This window comes from Flavimaribacter sediminis (genome assembly GCF_019492055.1).
Taxonomy (GTDB): domain Bacteria; phylum Pseudomonadota; class Alphaproteobacteria; order Rhizobiales; family Rhizobiaceae; genus Flavimaribacter; species Flavimaribacter sediminis.
In genome coordinates this window covers 260,628-279,121 of the sequence record NZ_JAICBX010000002.1, presented here as the reverse complement: position 1 = coordinate 279,121, position 18,494 = coordinate 260,628, and the positions used below count along the sequence as shown (strand labels likewise).

The 18,494-nt window shown below is 61.4% G+C and carries 20 protein-coding genes; 9 read left to right on the top strand and 11 right to left on the bottom strand.

What is annotated here, in order from left to right; translation table 11 throughout:
* Window positions 1–176: 176 nt before the first annotated feature.
* Entirely contained in the window at window positions 177–455 is a 279-nt protein-coding gene (locus tag K1W69_RS09560; RefSeq protein WP_220228138.1) for a DUF1127 domain-containing protein, read from the top strand.
* A gap of 152 nt (window positions 456–607) precedes the next feature.
* Here K1W69_RS09560 and K1W69_RS09555 read toward each other — a convergent pair whose 3' ends face one another.
* From K1W69_RS09555 to K1W69_RS09530, 6 genes are all read right to left on the bottom strand, one after another.
* On the bottom strand, window positions 608–1,405 hold the full coding sequence (locus tag K1W69_RS09555; protein ID WP_220228137.1) for a DUF937 domain-containing protein: 798 nt from the start codon (window positions 1,403–1,405) through the stop codon (window positions 608–610).
* Window positions 1,406–1,517: 112 nt separating this feature from the next.
* The gene (locus K1W69_RS09550; protein WP_220228136.1) at window positions 1,518–2,891 is read right to left on the bottom strand and encodes a glutamate--cysteine ligase; all 1,374 of its coding nucleotides are present in this window, start codon (window positions 2,889–2,891) and stop codon (window positions 1,518–1,520) included.
* Between the two features lie 139 nt (window positions 2,892–3,030).
* Entirely contained in the window at window positions 3,031–3,765 is a 735-nt protein-coding gene (locus K1W69_RS09545) for a 16S rRNA (uracil(1498)-N(3))-methyltransferase (RefSeq protein WP_220228135.1), read from the bottom strand.
* Between the two features lie 20 nt (window positions 3,766–3,785).
* A complete protein-coding gene (locus K1W69_RS09540) occupies window positions 3,786–4,418 on the bottom strand; it encodes a LysE family translocator (protein ID WP_220228134.1) in 633 nt (210 codons plus the stop codon).
* 57 nt (window positions 4,419–4,475) lie between these two features.
* Window positions 4,476–5,159 (bottom strand): glutamine amidotransferase-related protein, encoded by a 684-nt coding sequence (locus tag K1W69_RS09535; RefSeq protein WP_220228133.1) that lies wholly within the window; start codon window positions 5,157–5,159, stop codon window positions 4,476–4,478.
* A 115-nt stretch (window positions 5,160–5,274) separates the two neighbouring features.
* Window positions 5,275–6,171 (bottom strand): LysR family transcriptional regulator, encoded by an 897-nt coding sequence (locus K1W69_RS09530; RefSeq protein ID WP_220228132.1) that lies wholly within the window; start codon window positions 6,169–6,171, stop codon window positions 5,275–5,277.
* Window positions 6,172–6,255: 84 nt separating this feature from the next.
* Between K1W69_RS09530 and K1W69_RS09525 the strand changes: the two genes are divergently transcribed.
* The 4 genes from K1W69_RS09525 to glcF all read left to right on the top strand — a co-directional run bounded on the left by K1W69_RS09525 (window position 6,256) and on the right by glcF (window position 10,749).
* Window positions 6,256–7,752 (top strand): FAD-linked oxidase C-terminal domain-containing protein, encoded by a 1,497-nt coding sequence (locus K1W69_RS09525; RefSeq protein WP_220228131.1) that lies wholly within the window; start codon window positions 6,256–6,258, stop codon window positions 7,750–7,752.
* Between the two features lie 5 nt (window positions 7,753–7,757).
* Complete coding sequence (gene glcE / locus K1W69_RS09520; protein ID WP_220228130.1) at window positions 7,758–8,987, top strand: glycolate oxidase subunit GlcE; 1,230 nt, start codon at window positions 7,758–7,760, stop codon at window positions 8,985–8,987.
* Window positions 8,988–9,054: 67 nt separating this feature from the next.
* Window positions 9,055–9,429, top strand: coding sequence for a DUF4870 family protein (locus K1W69_RS09515; protein ID WP_220228129.1), 375 nt, complete (start codon window positions 9,055–9,057; stop codon window positions 9,427–9,429).
* Window positions 9,430–9,444: 15 nt separating this feature from the next.
* On the top strand, window positions 9,445–10,749 hold the full coding sequence (glcF, locus tag K1W69_RS09510; RefSeq protein WP_220228128.1) for a glycolate oxidase subunit GlcF: 1,305 nt from the start codon (window positions 9,445–9,447) through the stop codon (window positions 10,747–10,749).
* On the opposite strand, the gene hisG is transcribed toward glcF, so the two are convergent.
* The 4 genes from hisG to K1W69_RS09490 all read right to left on the bottom strand — a co-directional run bounded on the left by hisG (window position 10,750) and on the right by K1W69_RS09490 (window position 14,830).
* Window positions 10,750–11,457: an ATP phosphoribosyltransferase gene (gene hisG, locus K1W69_RS09505; RefSeq protein ID WP_220228127.1), complete on the bottom strand. Its 708-nt coding sequence runs from the start codon at window positions 11,455–11,457 to the stop codon at window positions 10,750–10,752.
* On the bottom strand, window positions 11,454–12,572 hold the full coding sequence (locus K1W69_RS09500; protein WP_220228126.1) for an ATP phosphoribosyltransferase regulatory subunit: 1,119 nt from the start codon (window positions 12,570–12,572) through the stop codon (window positions 11,454–11,456). The genes hisG and K1W69_RS09500 overlap by 4 nt, the downstream gene beginning before the upstream one ends.
* A 2-nt stretch (window positions 12,573–12,574) precedes the next feature.
* Window positions 12,575–14,092: a histidine--tRNA ligase gene (gene hisS / locus K1W69_RS09495; protein ID WP_220228125.1), complete on the bottom strand. Its 1,518-nt coding sequence runs from the start codon at window positions 14,090–14,092 to the stop codon at window positions 12,575–12,577.
* 105 nt (window positions 14,093–14,197) lie between these two features.
* A complete protein-coding gene (locus K1W69_RS09490; RefSeq protein WP_220228124.1) occupies window positions 14,198–14,830 on the bottom strand; it encodes a DNA-3-methyladenine glycosylase I in 633 nt (210 codons plus the stop codon).
* Between the two features lie 277 nt (window positions 14,831–15,107).
* Here K1W69_RS09490 and K1W69_RS09485 point away from each other — a divergent pair, with 277 nt between their 5' ends.
* On the top strand, window positions 15,108–15,833 hold the full coding sequence (locus tag K1W69_RS09485; RefSeq protein ID WP_220228123.1) for a L,D-transpeptidase: 726 nt from the start codon (window positions 15,108–15,110) through the stop codon (window positions 15,831–15,833).
* Between the two features lie 132 nt (window positions 15,834–15,965).
* On the top strand, window positions 15,966–16,643 hold the full coding sequence (locus K1W69_RS09480) for a L,D-transpeptidase (protein WP_220228122.1): 678 nt from the start codon (window positions 15,966–15,968) through the stop codon (window positions 16,641–16,643).
* A gap of 80 nt (window positions 16,644–16,723) precedes the next feature.
* Here the strand turns inward: K1W69_RS09480 and K1W69_RS09475 are convergent, their stop codons facing one another.
* Window positions 16,724–17,110: a DoxX family protein gene (locus K1W69_RS09475; protein ID WP_220228121.1), complete on the bottom strand. Its 387-nt coding sequence runs from the start codon at window positions 17,108–17,110 to the stop codon at window positions 16,724–16,726.
* Between the two features lie 193 nt (window positions 17,111–17,303).
* On the opposite strand from K1W69_RS09475, the gene K1W69_RS09470 reads away from it, so the two are divergent.
* Together K1W69_RS09470 and K1W69_RS09465 are read left to right on the top strand one after the other, a co-directional pair.
* Complete coding sequence (locus K1W69_RS09470; RefSeq protein WP_220228120.1) at window positions 17,304–18,008, top strand: glutathione S-transferase N-terminal domain-containing protein; 705 nt, start codon at window positions 17,304–17,306, stop codon at window positions 18,006–18,008.
* Window positions 18,009–18,136: 128 nt separating this feature from the next.
* Complete coding sequence (locus K1W69_RS09465; protein WP_220228119.1) at window positions 18,137–18,442, top strand: hypothetical protein; 306 nt, start codon at window positions 18,137–18,139, stop codon at window positions 18,440–18,442.
* Window positions 18,443–18,494: the final 52 nt, after the last annotated feature.

The window sequence follows — 18,494 nt, the reverse complement described above, 5'->3', positions numbered from 1 at the left end:
AAACATTCACTGGACTGATTAGTCAAGGTTTGAAATGTTCGCACTGTCGATGACTTCCCGTCGTCGACAAGGCGGGTTTCCCAACAACCGGATTCAACTCACTCGGTGAAGCCACCTGAAGCACAGCGTTTTTCTGCCTTCGGCATCAGAGAGGCAGGCGCGGAAAGGAGACTGACATGACAGACAGACAGACACAATTGCTACTCGATACGACATTCAAGCCGAAAGGTCGCTTTGCTGCCTACTGGAACACGCTCGGCTCCTTTGTGCGCCGCTATCGAAACCGGCGCGAAGTGTACCGGTTGCTGGAGTTTACCGACAGCCAGCTTGCGGATATCGGATTGCGGCGCGATGACGTGCGCTACGCCGTTCGCGGCGGCGCATTCGATGATTACTCAAACGAACTGACGCGCGCCGCGCTGCGCCGGCGGTCTCGCAGATCATTGTCCCTGTAAGGTGAATGTCTGGTCGTTGACGTCGTTCGGCGCTAGCCCGCAAGGGCGATGAAACGGCAAAGCGGCCAGACGCCATGCTTTCCCCGCGGGTCACGTGCCCTGTGCCCGCTCCCTCCCGGCGGCTGGAGTGACAGTCGCCGGGTTTTTACGGGCTATTGCTTCTTTGCGCCCGATACATAGGTGTCGAAAATCGACTCCATGTTTTTCTGGTAGTCTTTCTGGATCTCTATTCCCGCCTCGAACATATTCCCGAAAAGCTTGTCGTAGGGGTTGGCGGATTTCTCGGGTTCAGGTTCCGGTTCGGGTTTCGATGAAGGCATGCTGGCGGCCATCATGTCTTCGAACATCTTCATGAACGGATTGTCGACCGCAGGTTTTTTATCCGGTTCCTTTTTTCCGCTCCCGAACATCTGCTCCATCATCGTCACGAAGGGATATTCGAATTCCTTCGGCTTCTGTCGAACGCCGGTCATCTGTTCCATCATGTCGGTAAAGACGTTTGCGCCCTGCGCGGAGTTTGCGCCGAATGCGTTCGACGCCTGTTTGTAGAGCCCGCCCATCATGGAGGCCGCGATAACAGGCATCATCTGCTTGAGAATTTCCTGGCTTAACCCCGAGAACTGCGCGGCCTGATAGGCGACCGCCCGGCTGATTTCCTTCGAGCCGAACAACTGGCCGAGAATATGGTTGCCTTCATCGATGCCCTTGGGCGTGAAAGCCTTCGTCATATTCTCGAAATATTGCGTATGGCCCGGATCGGCGAAAGCCTGCCAGAAATCCATCATCGTGTACGGATTGGTCGCCTTGCGCTTCAGGCCGGTCGAAAAGGCAGGCATCAAGGCTTCCATGGCGCGCGCGGCCTGGTCCTCGTCCAGCCCGAACTGCCGCGCCATCACCCGCATCGCCTCGCCGTTTTGCGCCTGCATCATCATGTCGTAGAGCGGTAGCATGGCCGGACACATCCTTTCGCTGCCTGTTGCGTGTGCATGCAGGCGTTCTGCCGAGTATATGTTCAGAAAGGATGAAGCGAAAGGGCAGTGTTCGCCCGGCCGCACAGCGCGATCAGTACGAGAATTCCTCGAAAACCGGCTCCACCGATTCCTGCCATTTGCCGTGGTAGAGGTCGAGCAGAAGGCCGGCCGCCGTCTTGCCGCGCGCCACGGTTTCTTCCAGCGGCGCCAGGAAGTGCGTTTCGTCATTGCCGTCATCGTTGAGGCGGGCCCGACGTTGCAGGCCCTGCCTGGACAGGCCGAGCACCTGCCGCGACAGCGTATGCAGGTCGACGCCGTTGATTTCAGCGTCGAGCCCCTTTGCCGGAACATCGTCGCGCAACGTTTGCACCTGTTCGACGGTCCAGTCCTTCGTGAGTTCTTCAGCGGCGTATAGTGACGTTTCGTCATAGAGCAGCCCGACCCAGAAGGCGGGCAGGGCGCAGATCTTGCGCCAGGGGCCGCCGTCGGCGCCGCGCATCTCCAGAAACTGCTTCAACCGCACTTCGGGAAACAGCGTCGAAAGATGGTTTGTCCAGTCGCCCATATTGGCCACGCCGTCGGGCAGTTCATCCTTCAGCGCCCCGTTCATGAATTGCCGGAAGGTGACATGCGTGCAGTCGTGATATTTTCCATCCCGCAGAACGAAATACATTGGAATGTCCAGCGCCCATTCCACATAGTCGGCGAAGCCGTAGTCGGGCGCGAAGGCGAAGGGCAGGATGCCGGTGCGATCCTTGTCGGTGTCGCGCCAGATGTTCGAGCGCCAGGAAAGCAGGCCGTTCGGTTTTCCTTCCGTAAAAGGCGAAAAGGCGAACAGCGCCGTCGCCAGCGGCTGAAGCTTCAGGGAAACCTGCATTTTGCGGCGCATGTCCGCCTCTGACGAAAAGTCGAGGTTCACCTGGATCGTGCAGGTGCGATACATCATGTCGAGGCCCTGGCTGCCGACCTTGGTCATGTAGTTCGTCATGATGTCGTAGCGCGACTTCGGCATGCGCGGCGTTTCCTCGCGCGTCCATTTCGGACTGCCGCCGAGGCCCAGAAAACCAATGCCCATCGGTTCTGCGACTTCGCGCAACTGCGCCAGATGCGCGTTTGATTCGCGGCAGGTCTGGTGAATGTTCTCCAGAGGCGCGCCGGACAGTTCGAACTGGCCGCCCGGCTCCAGCGAAATGGCGCCCATGCCGGTCGGCTCGACGAGGCCGATAATCTTGCCGGCGTCAATGATCGGCTCCCAGCCGAGCAGCTCGTGCATGCCGTTCAGGAGCGCCGAAATCGAGCGGGGCCCCTCATAGGGAACCGGGGATTTGTCCTCGCGGAAGAAGGCGAATTTCTCGTGCTCGGTGCCGATCCGGAATTTCTCGGGCGGCTTGCATCCCTCCGCCAGGTAGGAGACGAGGTCGTCGATGGACGATACAGGTGTCTGGTTGGTCGTATCTCGCGCCATGGGTCAGCTCTGGTACTCGGGCCACATGGCCGTGACAGTAGGGTGACGTTTCTCGCCGTGCTGCTTGGACCGGATTGGCGTTCGGCGCAAGTGAAAAGCGCTGACCTGATCGTTCAGAAATTCTAGATAATCTTTCATGCTACCAGTCGCCGATGGTTGACTGTAAGACCGCCAGGGCGGCGACCGCCGCCGTATCGGCGCGCAGAATGCGCGGCCCAAGCGGTATTGCCGTCACGAAGTCGAGGGAATGCAGCAGATCGCGCTCGTCGTCGGAAAATCCGCCTTCCGGGCCGATCAGCAGCGCCAGCTTGTCCTCCGTCACCGCCTGCAGAATCTCGATCGGGTTGTGTGTTTGCGCTCCTTCGTCGCAGAAGATGATGCGGCGCGACGCTTCCCAACCGTTCAGGAGTTCAGCGAGCGGTTGCGGATCGCGCGCTTCGGGAATGGCGAGTACGCCGCATTGTTCCGCGGCCTCTATCGCATAGCGCTCCATTTTCGCCATGTTGATCTTGTGGCTCTGCGTGTGATGGGTCAGCGCCGGCTGCAAGACGCCGGCGCCCATCTCGACAGCCTTCTGGATCATGTAGTCGAGCCGGCCCTGTTTCAGGGGCGCGAAAAGGTAAACGAGGTCAGGCGCCTCAGGCTGCAGGCGCGTCTGTTCGTCGATAACAAGTTCTATCCGCTTGCGGGCGGTATAGGCGATGCGCGCCGACCATTCGCCGTCGCGGCCGTTGAAGACGAGAACCCGGTCGCCTTCGGCGTAGCGCAACACGTTTGCCAGGTAATTGAACTGGTCCCGGTCGGTCGGCAGACGCGCGTCTTTCCCGATCGGCTGATCGACGTAAAGTCGCTGCATTCTGAAATTGGCGCGCATGAAGAGGCTTTTGGCGTCGTTCAGCTTCGGCGGGCAAAGGCCGACGCGACGCCTGCGCCGATCAGCATGACCGCGCCGCTGCGCGAGGCGGCTCTCAAAACAGCCGGGCGCCGGATGACCTGCCGGGCGCCGCTGGCAAGCAGCGCATAGGCCCAGGCGTTCGCGATGCCCAGTATCACGAAGACCGCGACGAAGATCGACGCCTGAGGCGCGAACGGCGCCGACGGCGTGATGAATTGCGGCACAAACGCCATGAAGAAGACGATGCCTTTCGGGTTGAAGAGCGTCACCAGAAAGGAGTCGCGAAACACCGGCCAGCGGGAGCGCTGGGCGCCGCCGTCAAAATCGAACTCCGGCAAGCTCACCGGGTCGCGCCACATCTTTACGCCGATGTAAATCAGATAGGCCGCGCCCAGCCATTTGACGATCATGAAAACGGTCGCCGAAGTCGCCAGAATGGTTCCGACCCCGATGATTGACAGCGATGCGGCCGCCAGGTCGCCGAGCCCCACGCCTGCAACGCTGGCGAAAGCGACGCGCCGGCCATGCGCAAGCGCCTGGGAAATGACCATGATGATGGTCGGTCCCGGAATGACCAGCAGCACAAAGCTGGCGAGCATGAAGGTCAGCAGAATTTCAGATGATACAGGCATGGACGGACGATAGTTCTCTGGCTGGTTGCGCGCAATAAGTTATTTTCCCGAGACGCGTCAGAAGAAGCGGTCCAGAAAATCGAAATACCACGCGCCGAGCGTCTCGTTGTGCAGGTCGAAGCCGCGGTTCTGTTCCTCCACCGACTGGGTTCCGGGCTTGCCGATATTGTGGGACAGTTCCTGCTGCCAGCGATCGAGCATCGGACGCGTCACTTCCGGGTGAAACTGGAAGGCGATGGTGCGGTCGCCGTAGATGAAGGCCTGATTGGGAAACACGTCGCCCGCGGCCAGCAAGGTCGCACCGGCCGGACAGTCGAAACCCTGCGCATTGGCGGCGAGCACGATGAACTCTTCCGGAAACCAGTCGAGACCGGCGCCTGTCGGGCGAAGCGGGTAATAACCGAGCGCGACATTTTCCTCCGGATGGTAGTCAACGGTCGCGTCCAGCACATGCGCAATCAGCTGCCCCCCGAGACAGATGCCGAGCAGCGGTATGCCGCGCTCCATGACGGCGCGCGCGAACTCCGCCTCGTCGCGCAGATAGGGAAAAGCCTCGAGATCGGAAACAAATTGCGCGCCGCCCTGGATTTTCACGCCCGCGATATCGTCGGTGAGGTCCGGCAGCGCCTCGCCGAGATAGGGTCGTATCTCCTCGACCTCGAACCCCTGCGACATTAAATGCAGCGTGCCGCGATCCGTTTCTGCCGGAAATTCGTGCATGATCGAGAGAATGCGTGTCATGGCCTGCGCGCCTTGAAAGGAGTGTCGGAGGCGGATGCCTCCAACGCATCGCGCGACGCTATCAAACGGGCCTGAATTTCGTCAATTGTTTGTGATGAGCGCGCCGGACCATCGGCTAATTCTCCCAATAGGGCCGCGGCCCGAACAGCTCCGCCCAGTAGTCGACGAAAACGCGAATCTTGGCCGGCAGGAACTGGCGGCTGGCGTAGACCGCGTAGACGGCGAGATTGCGCGAGCCCTCATAGGCCGGCAACACTTGCGTCAGCCTGCCCGCTTTCAGTTCCGCCGATATGTCCCAGGTTGAGCGGAGCGCGATGCCGAGACCGGAGATCACGCATTCCCGGATCACCTCGCTGGAATTCGTCATCAGCGGTCCGTCGGGCCGGTAGACGAGCGGTCCGTCCGGTCCTTCCAGTCGCCAGGGGTCGTTGTTGTGCGGCGGCAACAGGACATGGTTCGAAAGGTCCGCGATGGTTTGTGGGCTGCCGTGACGGGCGAGATAGTCCGGCGTCGCGCACAGAATCCGCCTGACAGGCGCCAGCCTTCGGGCGACGAGGCTGGAATCGGCGAGTTCGCCGATGCGGATAGCGATATCGAATCCGTCTGCGACGATGTCGACGAAGCGGTCGCTCAGCGAAAGATCGATCGAAAGATCCGGATTGGCGCCCATGAAAGCCTTGAGATTGGGCGCGATATGCATGCGGCCGAAGGAGGTCGGCGCGGACACCTTGAGCACGCCGCGCGCCTGCTGCGACCGTCTTGCGGCGAAGGCTTGCGCTTCCTCGATGCCGGCCAGTATGGCGGTGACGCGCTCGTAGAAACCCTTGCCGGTCTCCATCAGGGAGACCTGGCGCGTCGTGCGCTGCACGAGGCGCGTGCCGAGACTGTCCTCCAGTCGCTTCAGCCGCTTGGAGACCATCGCGGGCGAAAGCCCCAGTTCGCGGCCCGCCGCCGACAGGCTGCCGGTTGCGACAACCTGCGCGAATATTTCCAGATCGCCGAGATTCTGCATAATGATTTTGCTTCCGTTCGTTTCTGTGTTCTAGAACCAGTCAGCAATGAATTGAAGCCGTGAATTCGGCAGGAGGAGGCCGCCATGACAGGACCGCGAATGCCGGACCCCGACGTCAAGACGCTCGCCGAGCGCGCGCGCATCGTCGACGATCTGCGCGATATCGTGCCGGGCGAGGGGGTCGTCGATACGACCAACGAGATGCGCGCCTTCGAGACGGACGGTCTCACCGCCTATCGCCAATTGCCGCTCGTCGTCGTTCTGCCGGAAACCGTCGAACAGGTTTCGCGCGTGCTGAAATACTGCCACCGATACGGCGTCCGCGTTGTGCCGCGCGGCTCCGGCACCTCCCTTTCCGGCGGCGCGCTGCCGTTGCAGGACGCCGTGCTTCTGGTCATGTCGCGCTTCAACCGCATCCTCGAGATCGATTACGACAATCGCGTCGCCGTCGTGCAGCCGGGCGTCACCAATCTCGGCATCACCAATGCGGTCGCCGGTGACGGTTTCTATTACGCGCCCGATCCCTCGTCGCAGATCGCCTGTTCGATCGGCGGCAACGTCGCGGAGAACGCCGGCGGCGTCCATTGCCTGAAATACGGCCTGACGACCAACAATGTTCTGGGCATCGAGATGGTGTTGATCAACGGGGACGTGATTCGCGTCGGCGGCAGGCATCTCGACAGCGCCGGCTACGATATTCTGGGTCTCATGACTGGATCGGAAGGCCTGCTCGGCGTGGTCACGGAAGTCACGGTGCGGATCCTGCGCAAGCCGGAAACCGCGCGCGCTGTGCTGATCGGTTTTCCGACCAGCGAGCAGGCCGGCCAGTGCGTCGCCGACATTATCGGCGCCGGCATTATTCCGGGCGGCATGGAGATGATGGACAGGCTGGCGATCAAGGCGGCTGAAGATTTTGTCCACGCCGGCTACCCGCTGGATGTCGAAGCTCTGCTGATCGTTGAACTTGACGGTCCGGCCGCAGAAGTCGAGGCGCTGATCGGCGAAGTCGAGCGCATCGCCGGATCGAATGGCTGCGTGACCTCGCGCGTGTCCGAAAGCGAAGAGGAAAGGCAGCGCTTCTGGGCCGGCCGCAAGGCGGCGTTTCCGGCCGTCGGGCGCATCTCGCCGGACTACTACTGCATGGACGGCACCATTCCGCGCAAGGCGCTGCCTCAGGTGCTCGCCGGCATGCGGAGCCTCTCCGAAAAATACGGCCTGGCCGTCGCCAATGTCTTCCACGCCGGCGACGGCAATCTGCATCCGTTGATCCTGTATGACGCCAACAAGCCCGGCGAGTTGCAGAGCGCCGAGGATTTCGGCAACGACATCCTGCGGCTCTGCGTCGAGGTGGGCGGTGTGCTGACGGGAGAACACGGCGTTGGCGTGGAGAAGCGGGACCTCATGCCGGAAATGTTCAATGAGGAGGATCTCAACCAGCAAATCCGCGTCAAATGCGCCTTCGACGAAAAGCACCTGCTCAATCCGGGCAAGGTGTTTCCGGAACTGCATCGTTGCGCGGAAATGGGCCGCATGCACATTTCCCGTGGTCAGTTGCCGTTTCCGGACATTCCGAGGTTCTGACAGAGATGTCCGCGTATCCGACCGACGAAGTCTTGCGACCGCAGGACGAGAAGCAGGTTCTAGACACGGTGTCCTGGGCGGTTTCCGAGAGAAAGCCGCTCGAAATCCTCGGCCACGGCTCGAAGCGCGGCATTGGCGCGCCCATGCAGGTTGCGGACACCCTGGATCTCTCGGCGGTGTCCGGCGTCACGCTCTACGAACCGGAGGAACTGGTGTTGACGGCGCGCGCCGGCACGTCCGTCGCCGAGATCGAAGCGCTGCTCGACGAGAACAACCAGGAGCTCCAGTTCGAGCCATTGGATTATCGCGGGCTTTTGGGAAGCGAAGGCGAGCGTGGCACGGTCGGCGGCCTCCTTGCCTGCAATTTGTCCGGACCCCGCCGCATCAAGGCGGGAGCGGCCCGCGACCATGTCCTCGGCATTCGCGCAGTGACGGGCCGCGGCGACGTCATCAAGTCCGGCGGCAGGGTGGTGAAGAACGTCACCGGCTATGATCTGTCGCGCGGTCTCTCAGGATCCTGGGGCACGCTGGGCGTCTTCACGGAACTGACTTTCAAGGTGCTTCCGAAATCGGAAACCAGTTCGACGCTTGTTTTGAGCGGCCTTGCCGACGGCGATGCGGCCGATGTCATGGCGCACGCCATGGGGTCCGACACGGAAGTGTCGGCGGCGGCCCACCTTCCCGAAAGCGTGCGGTCTCATTTCATCGACCGCGGACTGCCGGACGGGTCGGCGACGGTTTTCCGTCTCGAAGGCTTCGAACCATCGGTGCGTTATCGCGAAAAACGGTTGCGCGAAATTCTGGGGAAGGTTGGTCCCTGTGAGAGCCTGGATGCTGAAACCTCGGCTGTTCTCTGGCGGGAGATCCGCGACGTAAAACCCTTCTGTGACGGCACGCAGCGCGCCGTCTGGCGCATTTCCATTGCGCCGTCGCAGGGCCATGTGCTTGTCGGCAGTCTTCGCCTGCAAACCGGCGTCGACGCCTACTACGACTGGCAGGGTGGTCTCGTCTGGCTGCGGATGGAAGCCGACGCCGAGGCCGACATTGTGCGGCGGACCATTGCGAAACTCGGCGGCGGCCACGCGACGCTTGCGCGCGCCCCTGCGGCCCTGCGCGCCTCCGTTCCGGTTTTCGAACCGCAGCCGAAAGCGCTCGCAGCCCTGTCGCAGCGGTTGAAGGAGCAGTTCGATCCGGCGGGGGTCCTCAATCCGGGTCGCATGTCCGGCTTCATGTGAACACGGTAGCCACGATCAGCGACTGTGATACAGTGCCGCTGGAAGGTTCGAAAACGGAGAGGACGCTATGTCGGATATGCAGAACAACCAGGGTGAAAACGCCGCCGGCTGGTTCGACCCGGGCAAGCAGAACGCGCAGCTCGTCTATATTCTGTATCTTGTCAGTCTGGCGATCGGGCTTTCCGTCATAGTCGGATTGGTATTCGCCTATATCAACCGCGGAAAATCGGAAGACTGGATCGATACGCATTATACGTATGCAATCCGGACGTTCTGGATTGGCGTGCTTTATTCGATCATCTGTACTGTTCTGGCGGTTGTAGGCATCGGGTTCATCCTGATGATCGTTGCCCTCGTCTGGTACGTTATTCGCTGCATTAAAGGGATCCAGTTGCTTGCGCGCAACGAGCCTGTCGCCAATGTCGACACCTGGCTGTTCTGAGGCGGCGAAACAGGCATGCAGACGCAATTTTCGGCTGAGCAGCTCAGAGACAGCGCCGTCGCCGAATCCGAAAAGATCCTCAGAAGCTGCGTCCATTGCGGCTTCTGCACGGCCACCTGCCCGACCTATGTGACGCTCGGCAACGAACTCGACAGCCCGCGCGGCCGCATCTATCTCATCAAGGACATGCTGGAAAACGACCGGCCGGCGGACGAGACGGTGGTCCGCCATATCGACCGCTGCCTGTCGTGCCTGTCCTGCATGACGACCTGTCCCTCCGGCGTGCACTACATGCATCTGGTCGATCACGCCCGGGCGCATATCGAAAAGACTTACAAAAGACCTGTGATGGACCGGTTTATCCGGCAAGTGCTGACAATGGTGCTGCCCTATCCGGACCGGTTTCGCGCAGCGCTTCGCGTTGCGCGGCTAGGGTGGCCCTTCCGTCCGGTCCTGGCGCGCCTGCCGGGTTTGAGACCACTCGCTGCGATGCTGGAATTGGCGCCACGGCGCATCGCGCCGAAATCGCCCTTCGCAAAGCCGGGCGTCCACAGCCCGTCCGCAAAACGCAGGCAGCGCGTCGCGCTTCTCACCGGCTGCGCCCAGCAGGTTCTGGAGCCCGAAACAAACGCCGCCGCGATACGGCTGTTAACGCGCCTCGGCGTCGAGGTCGTAGTGCCTGAAGGCGAGGCCTGCTGCGGCTCGCTGGTCCATCATATGGGCCGTGAGGAGCAGTCGCTTGCCGCCGCGCGCGTCAATGTCGACGCCTGGACTCGCGAAATCGAGGGCGAGGGGCTCGACGCGATCATCATCACGGCGTCCGGGTGCGGCACGACGATCAAGGACTACGGTTTCATGCTGCGCGAGGATCCGGCCTACAGGGAAAAGGCGGCCCGGGTTTCCGGCCTTGCCCGCGACATTACCGAATATCTGGCGACGCTCGACCTGCCGGAGCCGGCGATCGTCGTCGACCGCACGGTCGCCTATCATTCGGCCTGTTCCATGCAGCATGGTCAAAAGATCAAACTCGAACCGCGACTGCTTCTGGAGAAAGCGGGGTTTCGCGTCAGGGAGCCGGCGGAGGGGCATCTGTGCTGCGGATCGGCCGGCACCTACAACATAATGCAGCCGGAAATCGCAACGCGTCTGCGCGACCGAAAAGTGAAAAACATCGAGGCGACAAAGCCCGATATCGTCGCCGCAGGCAATGTCGGATGCATCACGCAGATCGGCATGGCGACCGGTGTTCCGGTGGTCCATACGGCGAAACTGCTGGACTGGGCCTGGGGCGGGCCGCGCCCCGTCGAACTGACGGATTGATCAGGCGGGCCCCAGCGCCGCTTCGATCCGGCTCACAAGGCTTTCAATCGTATCCCTGTCTTCCTCGGTCCGGTCCTTCAGCGCTTCCACCAGACAGACCTCGGATTGCAGGATGACGCCGTCGGTCAGGATCTTCAGGTGATTGGCCTTGAGCGTCGATCCAGTCGAGGTGATGTCGACGATGATGTCGGCCTGGCCGGAAGCCGGCGCGCCCTCGGTCGCGCCCAGGCTCTCGACGATCCGGTAGACCTGGATGCCGTGCTTGGCGGAGAAGAACTGCTGCGTCAGGCTCCAGTATTTCGTCGCGATCCTCAGACGCCGGCCATGCCGCAGGCGAAAATCGGCCGCGACGTCGCCGAGATCAGCCATGGTGTCGACGTCGAACCAGACTTCCGGAACCGCCACGACCACATCCGCCTTGCCGAACCCGAGGCGCGAGCGGAACGCCACCCTGGAATGCAGCGCTGCGACATCCTCGCGGACAAGGTCTTCGCCGGTGAGGCCAATGTCGATGCTGCCCCGCCCGAGTTCCCGCGCAATCTCCGAGGCGGAAAGATAGGCGACCTCGACGTTCTCGATCCCGTCGATACGGCCGCGATAGGACCGTTCGTTGCCGACGGCGGAGATCTGTATGCCGGCGGCCTCGAAGGCCTCGATCGAGCCGTCTCTGATGCGGCCCTTGGAGGGAAGGGCGATGGTCACGGTCATGGCGCGCCTCCTTCCACCGCCGTATCGATCCGGTCGAGCCACAGCGAAAAGCCGACGGCCGGAATCGGTTTCGGCGCGCCGAGCAACGTCAGAAGCCGGTCGAAACGGCCGCCGCCGGCGAGCACCGAGCCCCTGACCGAGATTTCGAAGACGAGACCGGTATAGTAGTCGAGCGGCCGGCCGAAAGCGGCGCGGTAACGGATCGCGTCTGTCCGGGCGCCCATTTCTTTCAATGCGGCGACCCTGCTTTCGAAAAGCGCAAGCGCATCGCTCAGATCGATCCCGGCGATGCGCGAAAAGGCGGCGAGCGATCCGCCGGCTTCGTCCAGCGAAGCGTTGAGCGCCAGGAAGGTCTTCAATATGTCCAGCGCCTTGGGATCGAGATGCGTGGCGGAGAGTCGGGCCTTTTCCACCAGCCTCTCGGCGATCTCCGCCGGGCCGCGGCTGGTGTTGGAGAGAAATCCGGTTTCGTGCATACGCCTGTCGATGAGGTCGGTCAGTCCGGCCACGTCGCCCGATCGGACATATCCGGCCAGATCGTCATCGAGGCCTTCGGCTGCGCGCCGCTCTCCGGCGAGGTTCTGCAGGAGCAGATCGATCTGCGCGGCGTCGCCGAAAGCCCTGATCAGGCGGGTCTGCCACCCCTCGGGAAGCCCGAGCGCCTCGACCACCGCTTCGAACACCGTCTGGTCGCCAAGCGTGACCTGCAAATTGTCGGCCGGAAGCAGGCGGGCGAGCGTTTCGATCGCTTCGCTGACGGCGCGGGCGTCGGCCTCGGCGAAAGCCTCGTTGCCGAGATCCTCGATGCCGGCCTGGAAGAATTCGGTCTCGCCGTCGCGCCGCTGCCGGAACACCTCGCCAAGATAGGAATAGCGCTGCGGCGTGCCGGCCGCCGTCCCGATATGTCTGAGACACACCGGGATCGTGAACTCCGGCCGCAGGCACAACATGTCGCCCAGCTCGTTCTGGGTGAGAAAGATGCGCCGTCTGAGATCTTCGCCCGCCGTATCGAGAAACGGATCGGCCGGCTGCAGCACCGGAATCTCCACGGCTCTCGTGTCGCGGTCGGCGAAAAACTCCAGAATGCCGTCTGAAAAAGCGGGTCGGTGCGCCATGGTTAAGCCGTCTTGCGGTCTTCGGCCTGGGCGGCGAGGATTTTCTGCACTTCGGCGACAAGGTCGCTTTCCGACACGGAGATTTGCGCCGGGCGGCTTTCGCGCCAGGCGGCGTTGTCCTCGATTTCGCCGGACAGCCGCTTGCCCTCGATCAGATCCTTGATCTGGACCACGCCTTCATCGCGCTCCTGCGAGCCCTGGATGATCGCGATCGGACAGCCGCGCCGGTCGGCGTATTGCAATTGCTTGCCGAAATTCTTCGGATTGCCCTGGAACATCTCGGCGCGAACGCCGGCGGAACGCAGGCTGCTGACAAAGCCCTGATAGCGCCCCATACTCTCGATATCGCGGTCCATCACGCAGACGATGACCGGTTCGGCAACATCGATCGCATCCAGCTTGCCGAGGTTCTTCAGCGCCGTCATCAGGCGCGACACGCCGATCGAAAACCCTGTCGCCGGAACAGGCTGCCCCATGAAGCGCGACACCAGTCCGTCATAGCGTCCGCCGCCGCCGACCGAGCCGAACTGCACTGTCTGGCCCTTCTCGTTGGTGACGTCGAAGAGCAGTTCCGCCTCGTAAACCGGGCCGGTATAGTATTCGAGACCGCGCACCACGGAGGGGTCAATGCGGACGCGGTCTTCTTCGTAACCTGCGGCGTCGAAGAGCTGCGCCATCAGCTTCAGTTCCGCAACGCCGTCCTGTCCGGCGTCGCCGCCGGCGATCACCTGTTCGAGATTGGCGATGGTCAGGGCGTTGCTTCCGCCCCCGGCGCCGACAAAGGCGAGAACAGTGTCGATGGCGTCCGCTTCGAGACCGGCGCCCTTGGTGAAATCGCCGCTCTCGTCCTTGCGACCGGCGCCAAGCAGCAGCCGAACGCCTTCGGTTCCGAACTTGTCGAGCTTGTCGATCGCGCGCAGCACGGTCAGCCGGGTGTCGGCATGGTCGTCACCGCCGATGCCGATGGCCGTCATCACACCATCCAGAACTTTCCGGTTATTGACGCGGATGACGTAGTCGCCCCGGCGGACGCCGAGCGTCTCCATCGTGTCGGCCATCATCATGCACATTTCGGCGTCCGCCTGCACGCCGGGCGCGCCCACCGTATCGGCGTCGAATTGCATGAACTGGCGGAACCGTCCCGGACCCGGCTTTTCGTTTCGGAACACCCAGCCGTTGCGATAGGTGCGATAGGGCAGCTGGATGTCGTTGAAGTTTTCCGCGACATGGCGCGCCAGCGGCGCGGTCAGGTCATAGCGCAGGCTCATCCACTGCTCGTCGTCATCGGTCAGCGAGAAGACGCCCTCGTTCGGGCGGTCGCTGTCCGGCAGAAACTTGCCCAGCGCGTCGGTGTATTCGAACATCGGCGTTTCCACCGGGTCGAACCCGTAAAGTTCGAAAACCTCGCGGATTCCGGACACCATCTTCTCCGTCGCGCGGATGTCCTGCGGCGATCGGTCGACGAAACCGCGCGGCAGCCGCGCTTTCAGTTTCTGCTGCTTTTTGTCTTTCTTGCCCATGGGGCGCGTGTGTCCGGGTGAAGCTGGAGTTGAAATCGCGGACTTCCTAACCCATTGGCCGGAAAGCGGCAAGGCGCATGTTCGTGGGCGACGGCCGGGTGGATTTCAGACGGGTCTGACGAAGTTGCGACGCTCGTCTTCCACCGCTTCTCGCATGCAGCAGCCTTCGATATGATCGTTGACGAGGCCCATGGCCTGCATGAAGGCGTAGACCGTGGTCGGGCCGACGAAACTCCAGCCGCGCTTCTTCAGATCCTTCGAAATCGCCGTCGATTCCTCGGTCTTGCCGAGCGTTCGCAGCGTTTCGTAGTCGAGTTTCGCCGGTCGTGCGTGTGCGCCCGGTTCCTGCGACCAGAAATACGTCGCAAGAGAACCGAATTCCTTCCTCAGTTCGATGGCGCGGCGCGCATTGTTGATCGTCGAATTGATCTTGCCGCGATGGCGGATAATGCCTGCGTCCTGGACCAGCCTCTCCACGTCGGTCTCGTCGAATTCGGCGACGCGCTCGAAGTCGAAACCCGCGAATGCGGCGCGGAAATTCTCCCGCTTGCGCAGGATCGTCAGCCACGAAAGGCCTGACTGGAATCCTTCCAGGCAGATCTTTTCAAACAGGCGCGTGTCGTTGTCGACCGGACGACCCCATTCATTGTCGTGATAGGCAAGGTAGTCGTCCTTGTTGTCATGCCAGAAGCAGCGAAGATTTCCGTCCGGTCCCTCGATCAGTCCATTGTGCGACACGTCAGCCCCTCCGTTTCAACGACTCGCGCATTCTAGCAATCGCGCCGGCGAAGCGAAGCGTTAACGCCGCAGCCGCGCGTTTAAACTGACATTAACTGCAATTTTCAACGGCTCGATAACCCTGCCGAAAGCTTTCTGCTATTGCGCGCCTTTTAACCACGGCGATTCACCATTCGGAGTCCAATGGCGATGCAGACTTCAGGACGAATGCCTGCGTCGGCGCATCTGCACAGCGACGTCAGGCGCCTGTTCAGACGCAGTGTTGAGAGTACGTCCGATGTATATGAAATTCGTTCTCGTCATCCTTGGGGCGACAGTCATGGCCGGTGCGGCCGAGGCCGGCGAACGCTATGGCCAGCGTCCTCCGGTAGTTCTTAGTCCGGATCTGACGGCCCCCTGGGTCGTGCAGCTTCGCCAGCCCGGCACGCCGCACGGCGCCGGCAGGGTCGTACAGCCGGGGCGTCCGAAGCAGCGGCGCTCGACGGGCTCTGTACGGCGCAAGCCGGTGCAGACCGCGTCCGCGGCCCAGACGGCGAAACCGGCGCTCGATCCGGTGTTCCTGCCGCAAACAGTCGCCTACGACACCGCCCAGGCGCCCGGAACCATCATCATCGACACACCAAGCCGGCATCTCTATCTGGTGCTCGGAAACGGCCAGGCGCGGCGCTACGGCGTCGGCGTCGGAAAGCCGGGTTTCGAATGGGCCGGCACCCACAAAGTCTCGCGCAAGGCGGAATGGCCTTCCTGGCGCCCACCGGCCGAGATGATCAGCCGCGAGGCGAAGAAAGGGCATTACCTGCCGGAATACATGCCGGGTGGTCCGGCCAATCCGCTCGGCGCGCGCGCTTTGTACCTCGGTTCGACGCTCTACCGGATCCACGGCACGAATCAGCCCTGGACGATCGGTCGGGCGGTTTCCTCCGGCTGCATCCGGATGCGGAACGAAGATGTGATCGATCTGTACGAGCGGGTGCCTACAGGCGCAAAAGTCGTTGTGATCTAAATATCTAGCGGAACGTCAACTTCTTTGGCATAAAGATTTAATAGTTCCCGCAGGTAGAAATCGTGCAAGTTTTGTTGCATGTTTTTCAACGAATGCTAGGTTCTGGTAGGGGATATCAACAGGAGTTCAGCCGTGAGAAAATTCATTTCGTCATTGCTGGCGGTCGCTTTTATAGCCACATCGGCAACTGTCGTAACGGGGACCGGGGCGTTCAGCCGTGACCGGCAGGAACCGGTATACAGTTCGAGTTCAAAGCGCCCGCAGGCGAAATATCAGCGCAAGAAAGTTCGGATCGACACCAGCGAGAGGCCGGGGACGATCATCGTCGACACCAACCGCAAGTACCTCTACTACTACGAGGGCAACGGCAAGGCCACGCGCTACGGAGTCGGCGTGGGACGCGACGGTTTCGGCTGGTCGGGCACCGTAAAGGTCGGGCGCAAGGCCGAGTGGCCGGACTGGCGTCCGCCTGCAACCATGATACGGCGCGAACGCGCCAAGGGTCATAATATTCCGGCCTTCGTTCCGGGCGGCGTCAACAATCCGCTTGGCGCGCGCGCAATGTATCTGCACAAGGGCGGTCGAGACACGATCTACCGTATCCACGGCACAAACCAGCCCTGGACCATCGGACAGAACATGTCATCCGGCTGCATTCGTATGATGAACAAGGATGTCGAACATCTTTACAGCCGGGCGCCGGTCGGCACCAAGGTGATCGTCATCGGACCCGGCTCGCGCAACGCTTCCAGTGTCTACAGCGAGCGCGGCGTCGATGTTTTCGGAAGCATCTTCAGCTTTGGCGGCTGACGCCGCAGATAAACCTGTGAAATGAAAAACCGCAGGGCCATGCGCAATGGCCCTGCGGTTTTTTGTTATGAGCCGTATTGTCAGCCGTTGCGGCGCGCGTCCACGGAAATGCTTCCCGGCCCATGGGCGGCGAGAACCAGGAAACCGCCTGCAATGGCGAGGTTCTTGAAGAACATGACGAACTGGGTCTGGTCGCCGAGATTGAAGTGCGCCAGAAATGCGGAAACGATGCAGAACAGGGCGAGAGCCAGGGAAGCAGGCGCCGTCATGAAGCCGATCAGAACCGCGATCCCGCCGAGCACCTCAAGCAGAATGACGAGCCAGACGCCGACGCTGGCGAGAGGAAGGCCCAGACTGGTCATGTATCCGGCTGTCCCTGCCGGGTCTCCGAGCTTGTTGAGCCCAGCCAGAATGAATATAGCTGACAGGAGAATGCGTCCTATCAAAAGGGTTGCTGCGTTTGACATTGATCTCTCCAAAGTGTGTCGATTGCAGCATAATAGAAATTCAATCATGCCGGGACAGGCGGGTAATATTCTACAGATTGTTCACTAAACAGAGCCAATTATCGAAGATTGTTCCCTTGATGGTGGACGGCGTCGACCGATATTGAAGGCAATCGCCTTCCTCAATCAGAATTCCCGAAAACAGGATCCATAAATGACTGCTTTGAACGACTTCCCCATTACGAAGCTTTTTCCGCCATCCAGGCCTGACGCCATCCAGCTCTACTCCTTCGCCACGCCGAACGGGATCAAGGTCTCGGCCGCGCTTGAGGAGACGGGGCTGCCGTACGAGGCGCATCTGATCAATATCCTCGAGGATGACCAGAAGACGCCGGAATTCCTGGCTCTCAATCCGAATGGCAAGATCCCGGCGATGATAGATCCGGCTGGGCCGGGCGGTGACGCGATCGGACTGTTTGAATCAGGCGCCATACTCGTCTATCTCGCCGAAAAATCAGGAAAGCTGATGCCCGCCGATCCGCAAGGGCGCTACGAATGTCTGCAATGGGTGTTCTTCCAGATGGCTGGCGTAGGTCCGATGTTCGGTCAGTACGGGCACTTCTACAAATTCATGGCCGGCAAGCTGAAGGACGACTATCCCGTAGAGCGTTACGCGAAGGAATCGCGCCGTCTTCTCGAGGTAATGGAAGGGCGGCTCGAAGGGCGGGAGTGGCTCGTCGGAGACGACTATTCGATCGCCGACACAGCCTCCTTCCCCTGGGTGAGGACCCTGGGCGGTTTCTACGACGCCGGCGAGGCCTTGAAGCTCGATGAACTCGTCAATGTCGGCGCCTGGCTCGACCGCTGTCTTGCAAGGCCGGCGAGCGAGAAGGCCCTGAATATCCCGCCGCGTCCCTGACGCAACTAGCGTGAAATTCCTTTTGCCCGCGCGTCTGCGCGGGCGGGAGGTGTGACGCCCTTTCACAAGAGCGGCGAAAGTGTCACTATGGTCGGGATTTGAAGGGCGCCCAATCGAAGGAGATCCCGATGAGAGTCCTGCGTCTGCTGATTATCGCGCCGCTCGTTTTCACGATGGGGTTTTGGGCCAGCGTCATGCCGGTTGGCGTCAAACGCTGGGGAACGGATGCGCGCATCACCTGCACGCAGTCGTCCTGGGGGCGCACGGAGCAGGCCTGTCGCTACGAGGTGATCAAGATCTGCGGACCGGATGTGAAGATACTCGACATAACGACGACCCACCGGCCGCCCAAATGGGACGAGTGGTATTACGCCACGGACCAGCGCATTTATACCTGGACGTATGAGCTGAAGAACTGTCCGCGCAACTGGTGATGTAAATCCTGAAAAAGAAAAGGCGGCCCGAAATCCGCCTTTCCGATAGTCT

Coding starts and splice junctions, on each gene's coding strand:
- K1W69_RS09560 (WP_220228138.1), top strand. CDS start 177: ATGACAGACAGACAGACACAATTGCTACTCGATACGACATTCAAGCCG.
- K1W69_RS09555 (WP_220228137.1), bottom strand. CDS start 1,405: ATGCTACCGCTCTACGACATGATGATGCAGGCGCAAAACGGCGAGGCG.
- K1W69_RS09550 (WP_220228136.1), bottom strand. CDS start 2,891: ATGGCGCGAGATACGACCAACCAGACACCTGTATCGTCCATCGACGAC.
- K1W69_RS09545 (WP_220228135.1), bottom strand. CDS start 3,765: ATGCGCGCCAATTTCAGAATGCAGCGACTTTACGTCGATCAGCCGATC.
- K1W69_RS09540 (WP_220228134.1), bottom strand. CDS start 4,418: ATGCCTGTATCATCTGAAATTCTGCTGACCTTCATGCTCGCCAGCTTT.
- K1W69_RS09535 (WP_220228133.1), bottom strand. CDS start 5,159: ATGACACGCATTCTCTCGATCATGCACGAATTTCCGGCAGAAACGGAT.
- K1W69_RS09530 (WP_220228132.1), bottom strand. CDS start 6,171: ATGCAGAATCTCGGCGATCTGGAAATATTCGCGCAGGTTGTCGCAACC.
- K1W69_RS09525 (WP_220228131.1), top strand. CDS start 6,256: ATGACAGGACCGCGAATGCCGGACCCCGACGTCAAGACGCTCGCCGAG.
- glcE (WP_220228130.1), top strand. CDS start 7,758: ATGTCCGCGTATCCGACCGACGAAGTCTTGCGACCGCAGGACGAGAAG.
- K1W69_RS09515 (WP_220228129.1), top strand. CDS start 9,055: ATGTCGGATATGCAGAACAACCAGGGTGAAAACGCCGCCGGCTGGTTC.
- glcF (WP_220228128.1), top strand. CDS start 9,445: ATGCAGACGCAATTTTCGGCTGAGCAGCTCAGAGACAGCGCCGTCGCC.
- hisG (WP_220228127.1), bottom strand. CDS start 11,457: ATGACCGTGACCATCGCCCTTCCCTCCAAGGGCCGCATCAGAGACGGC.
- K1W69_RS09500 (WP_220228126.1), bottom strand. CDS start 12,572: ATGGCGCACCGACCCGCTTTTTCAGACGGCATTCTGGAGTTTTTCGCC.
- hisS (WP_220228125.1), bottom strand. CDS start 14,092: ATGGGCAAGAAAGACAAAAAGCAGCAGAAACTGAAAGCGCGGCTGCCG.
- K1W69_RS09485 (WP_220228123.1), top strand. CDS start 15,108: ATGTATATGAAATTCGTTCTCGTCATCCTTGGGGCGACAGTCATGGCC.
- K1W69_RS09475 (WP_220228121.1), bottom strand. CDS start 17,110: ATGTCAAACGCAGCAACCCTTTTGATAGGACGCATTCTCCTGTCAGCT.
- K1W69_RS09470 (WP_220228120.1), top strand. CDS start 17,304: ATGACTGCTTTGAACGACTTCCCCATTACGAAGCTTTTTCCGCCATCC.
- K1W69_RS09465 (WP_220228119.1), top strand. CDS start 18,137: ATGAGAGTCCTGCGTCTGCTGATTATCGCGCCGCTCGTTTTCACGATG.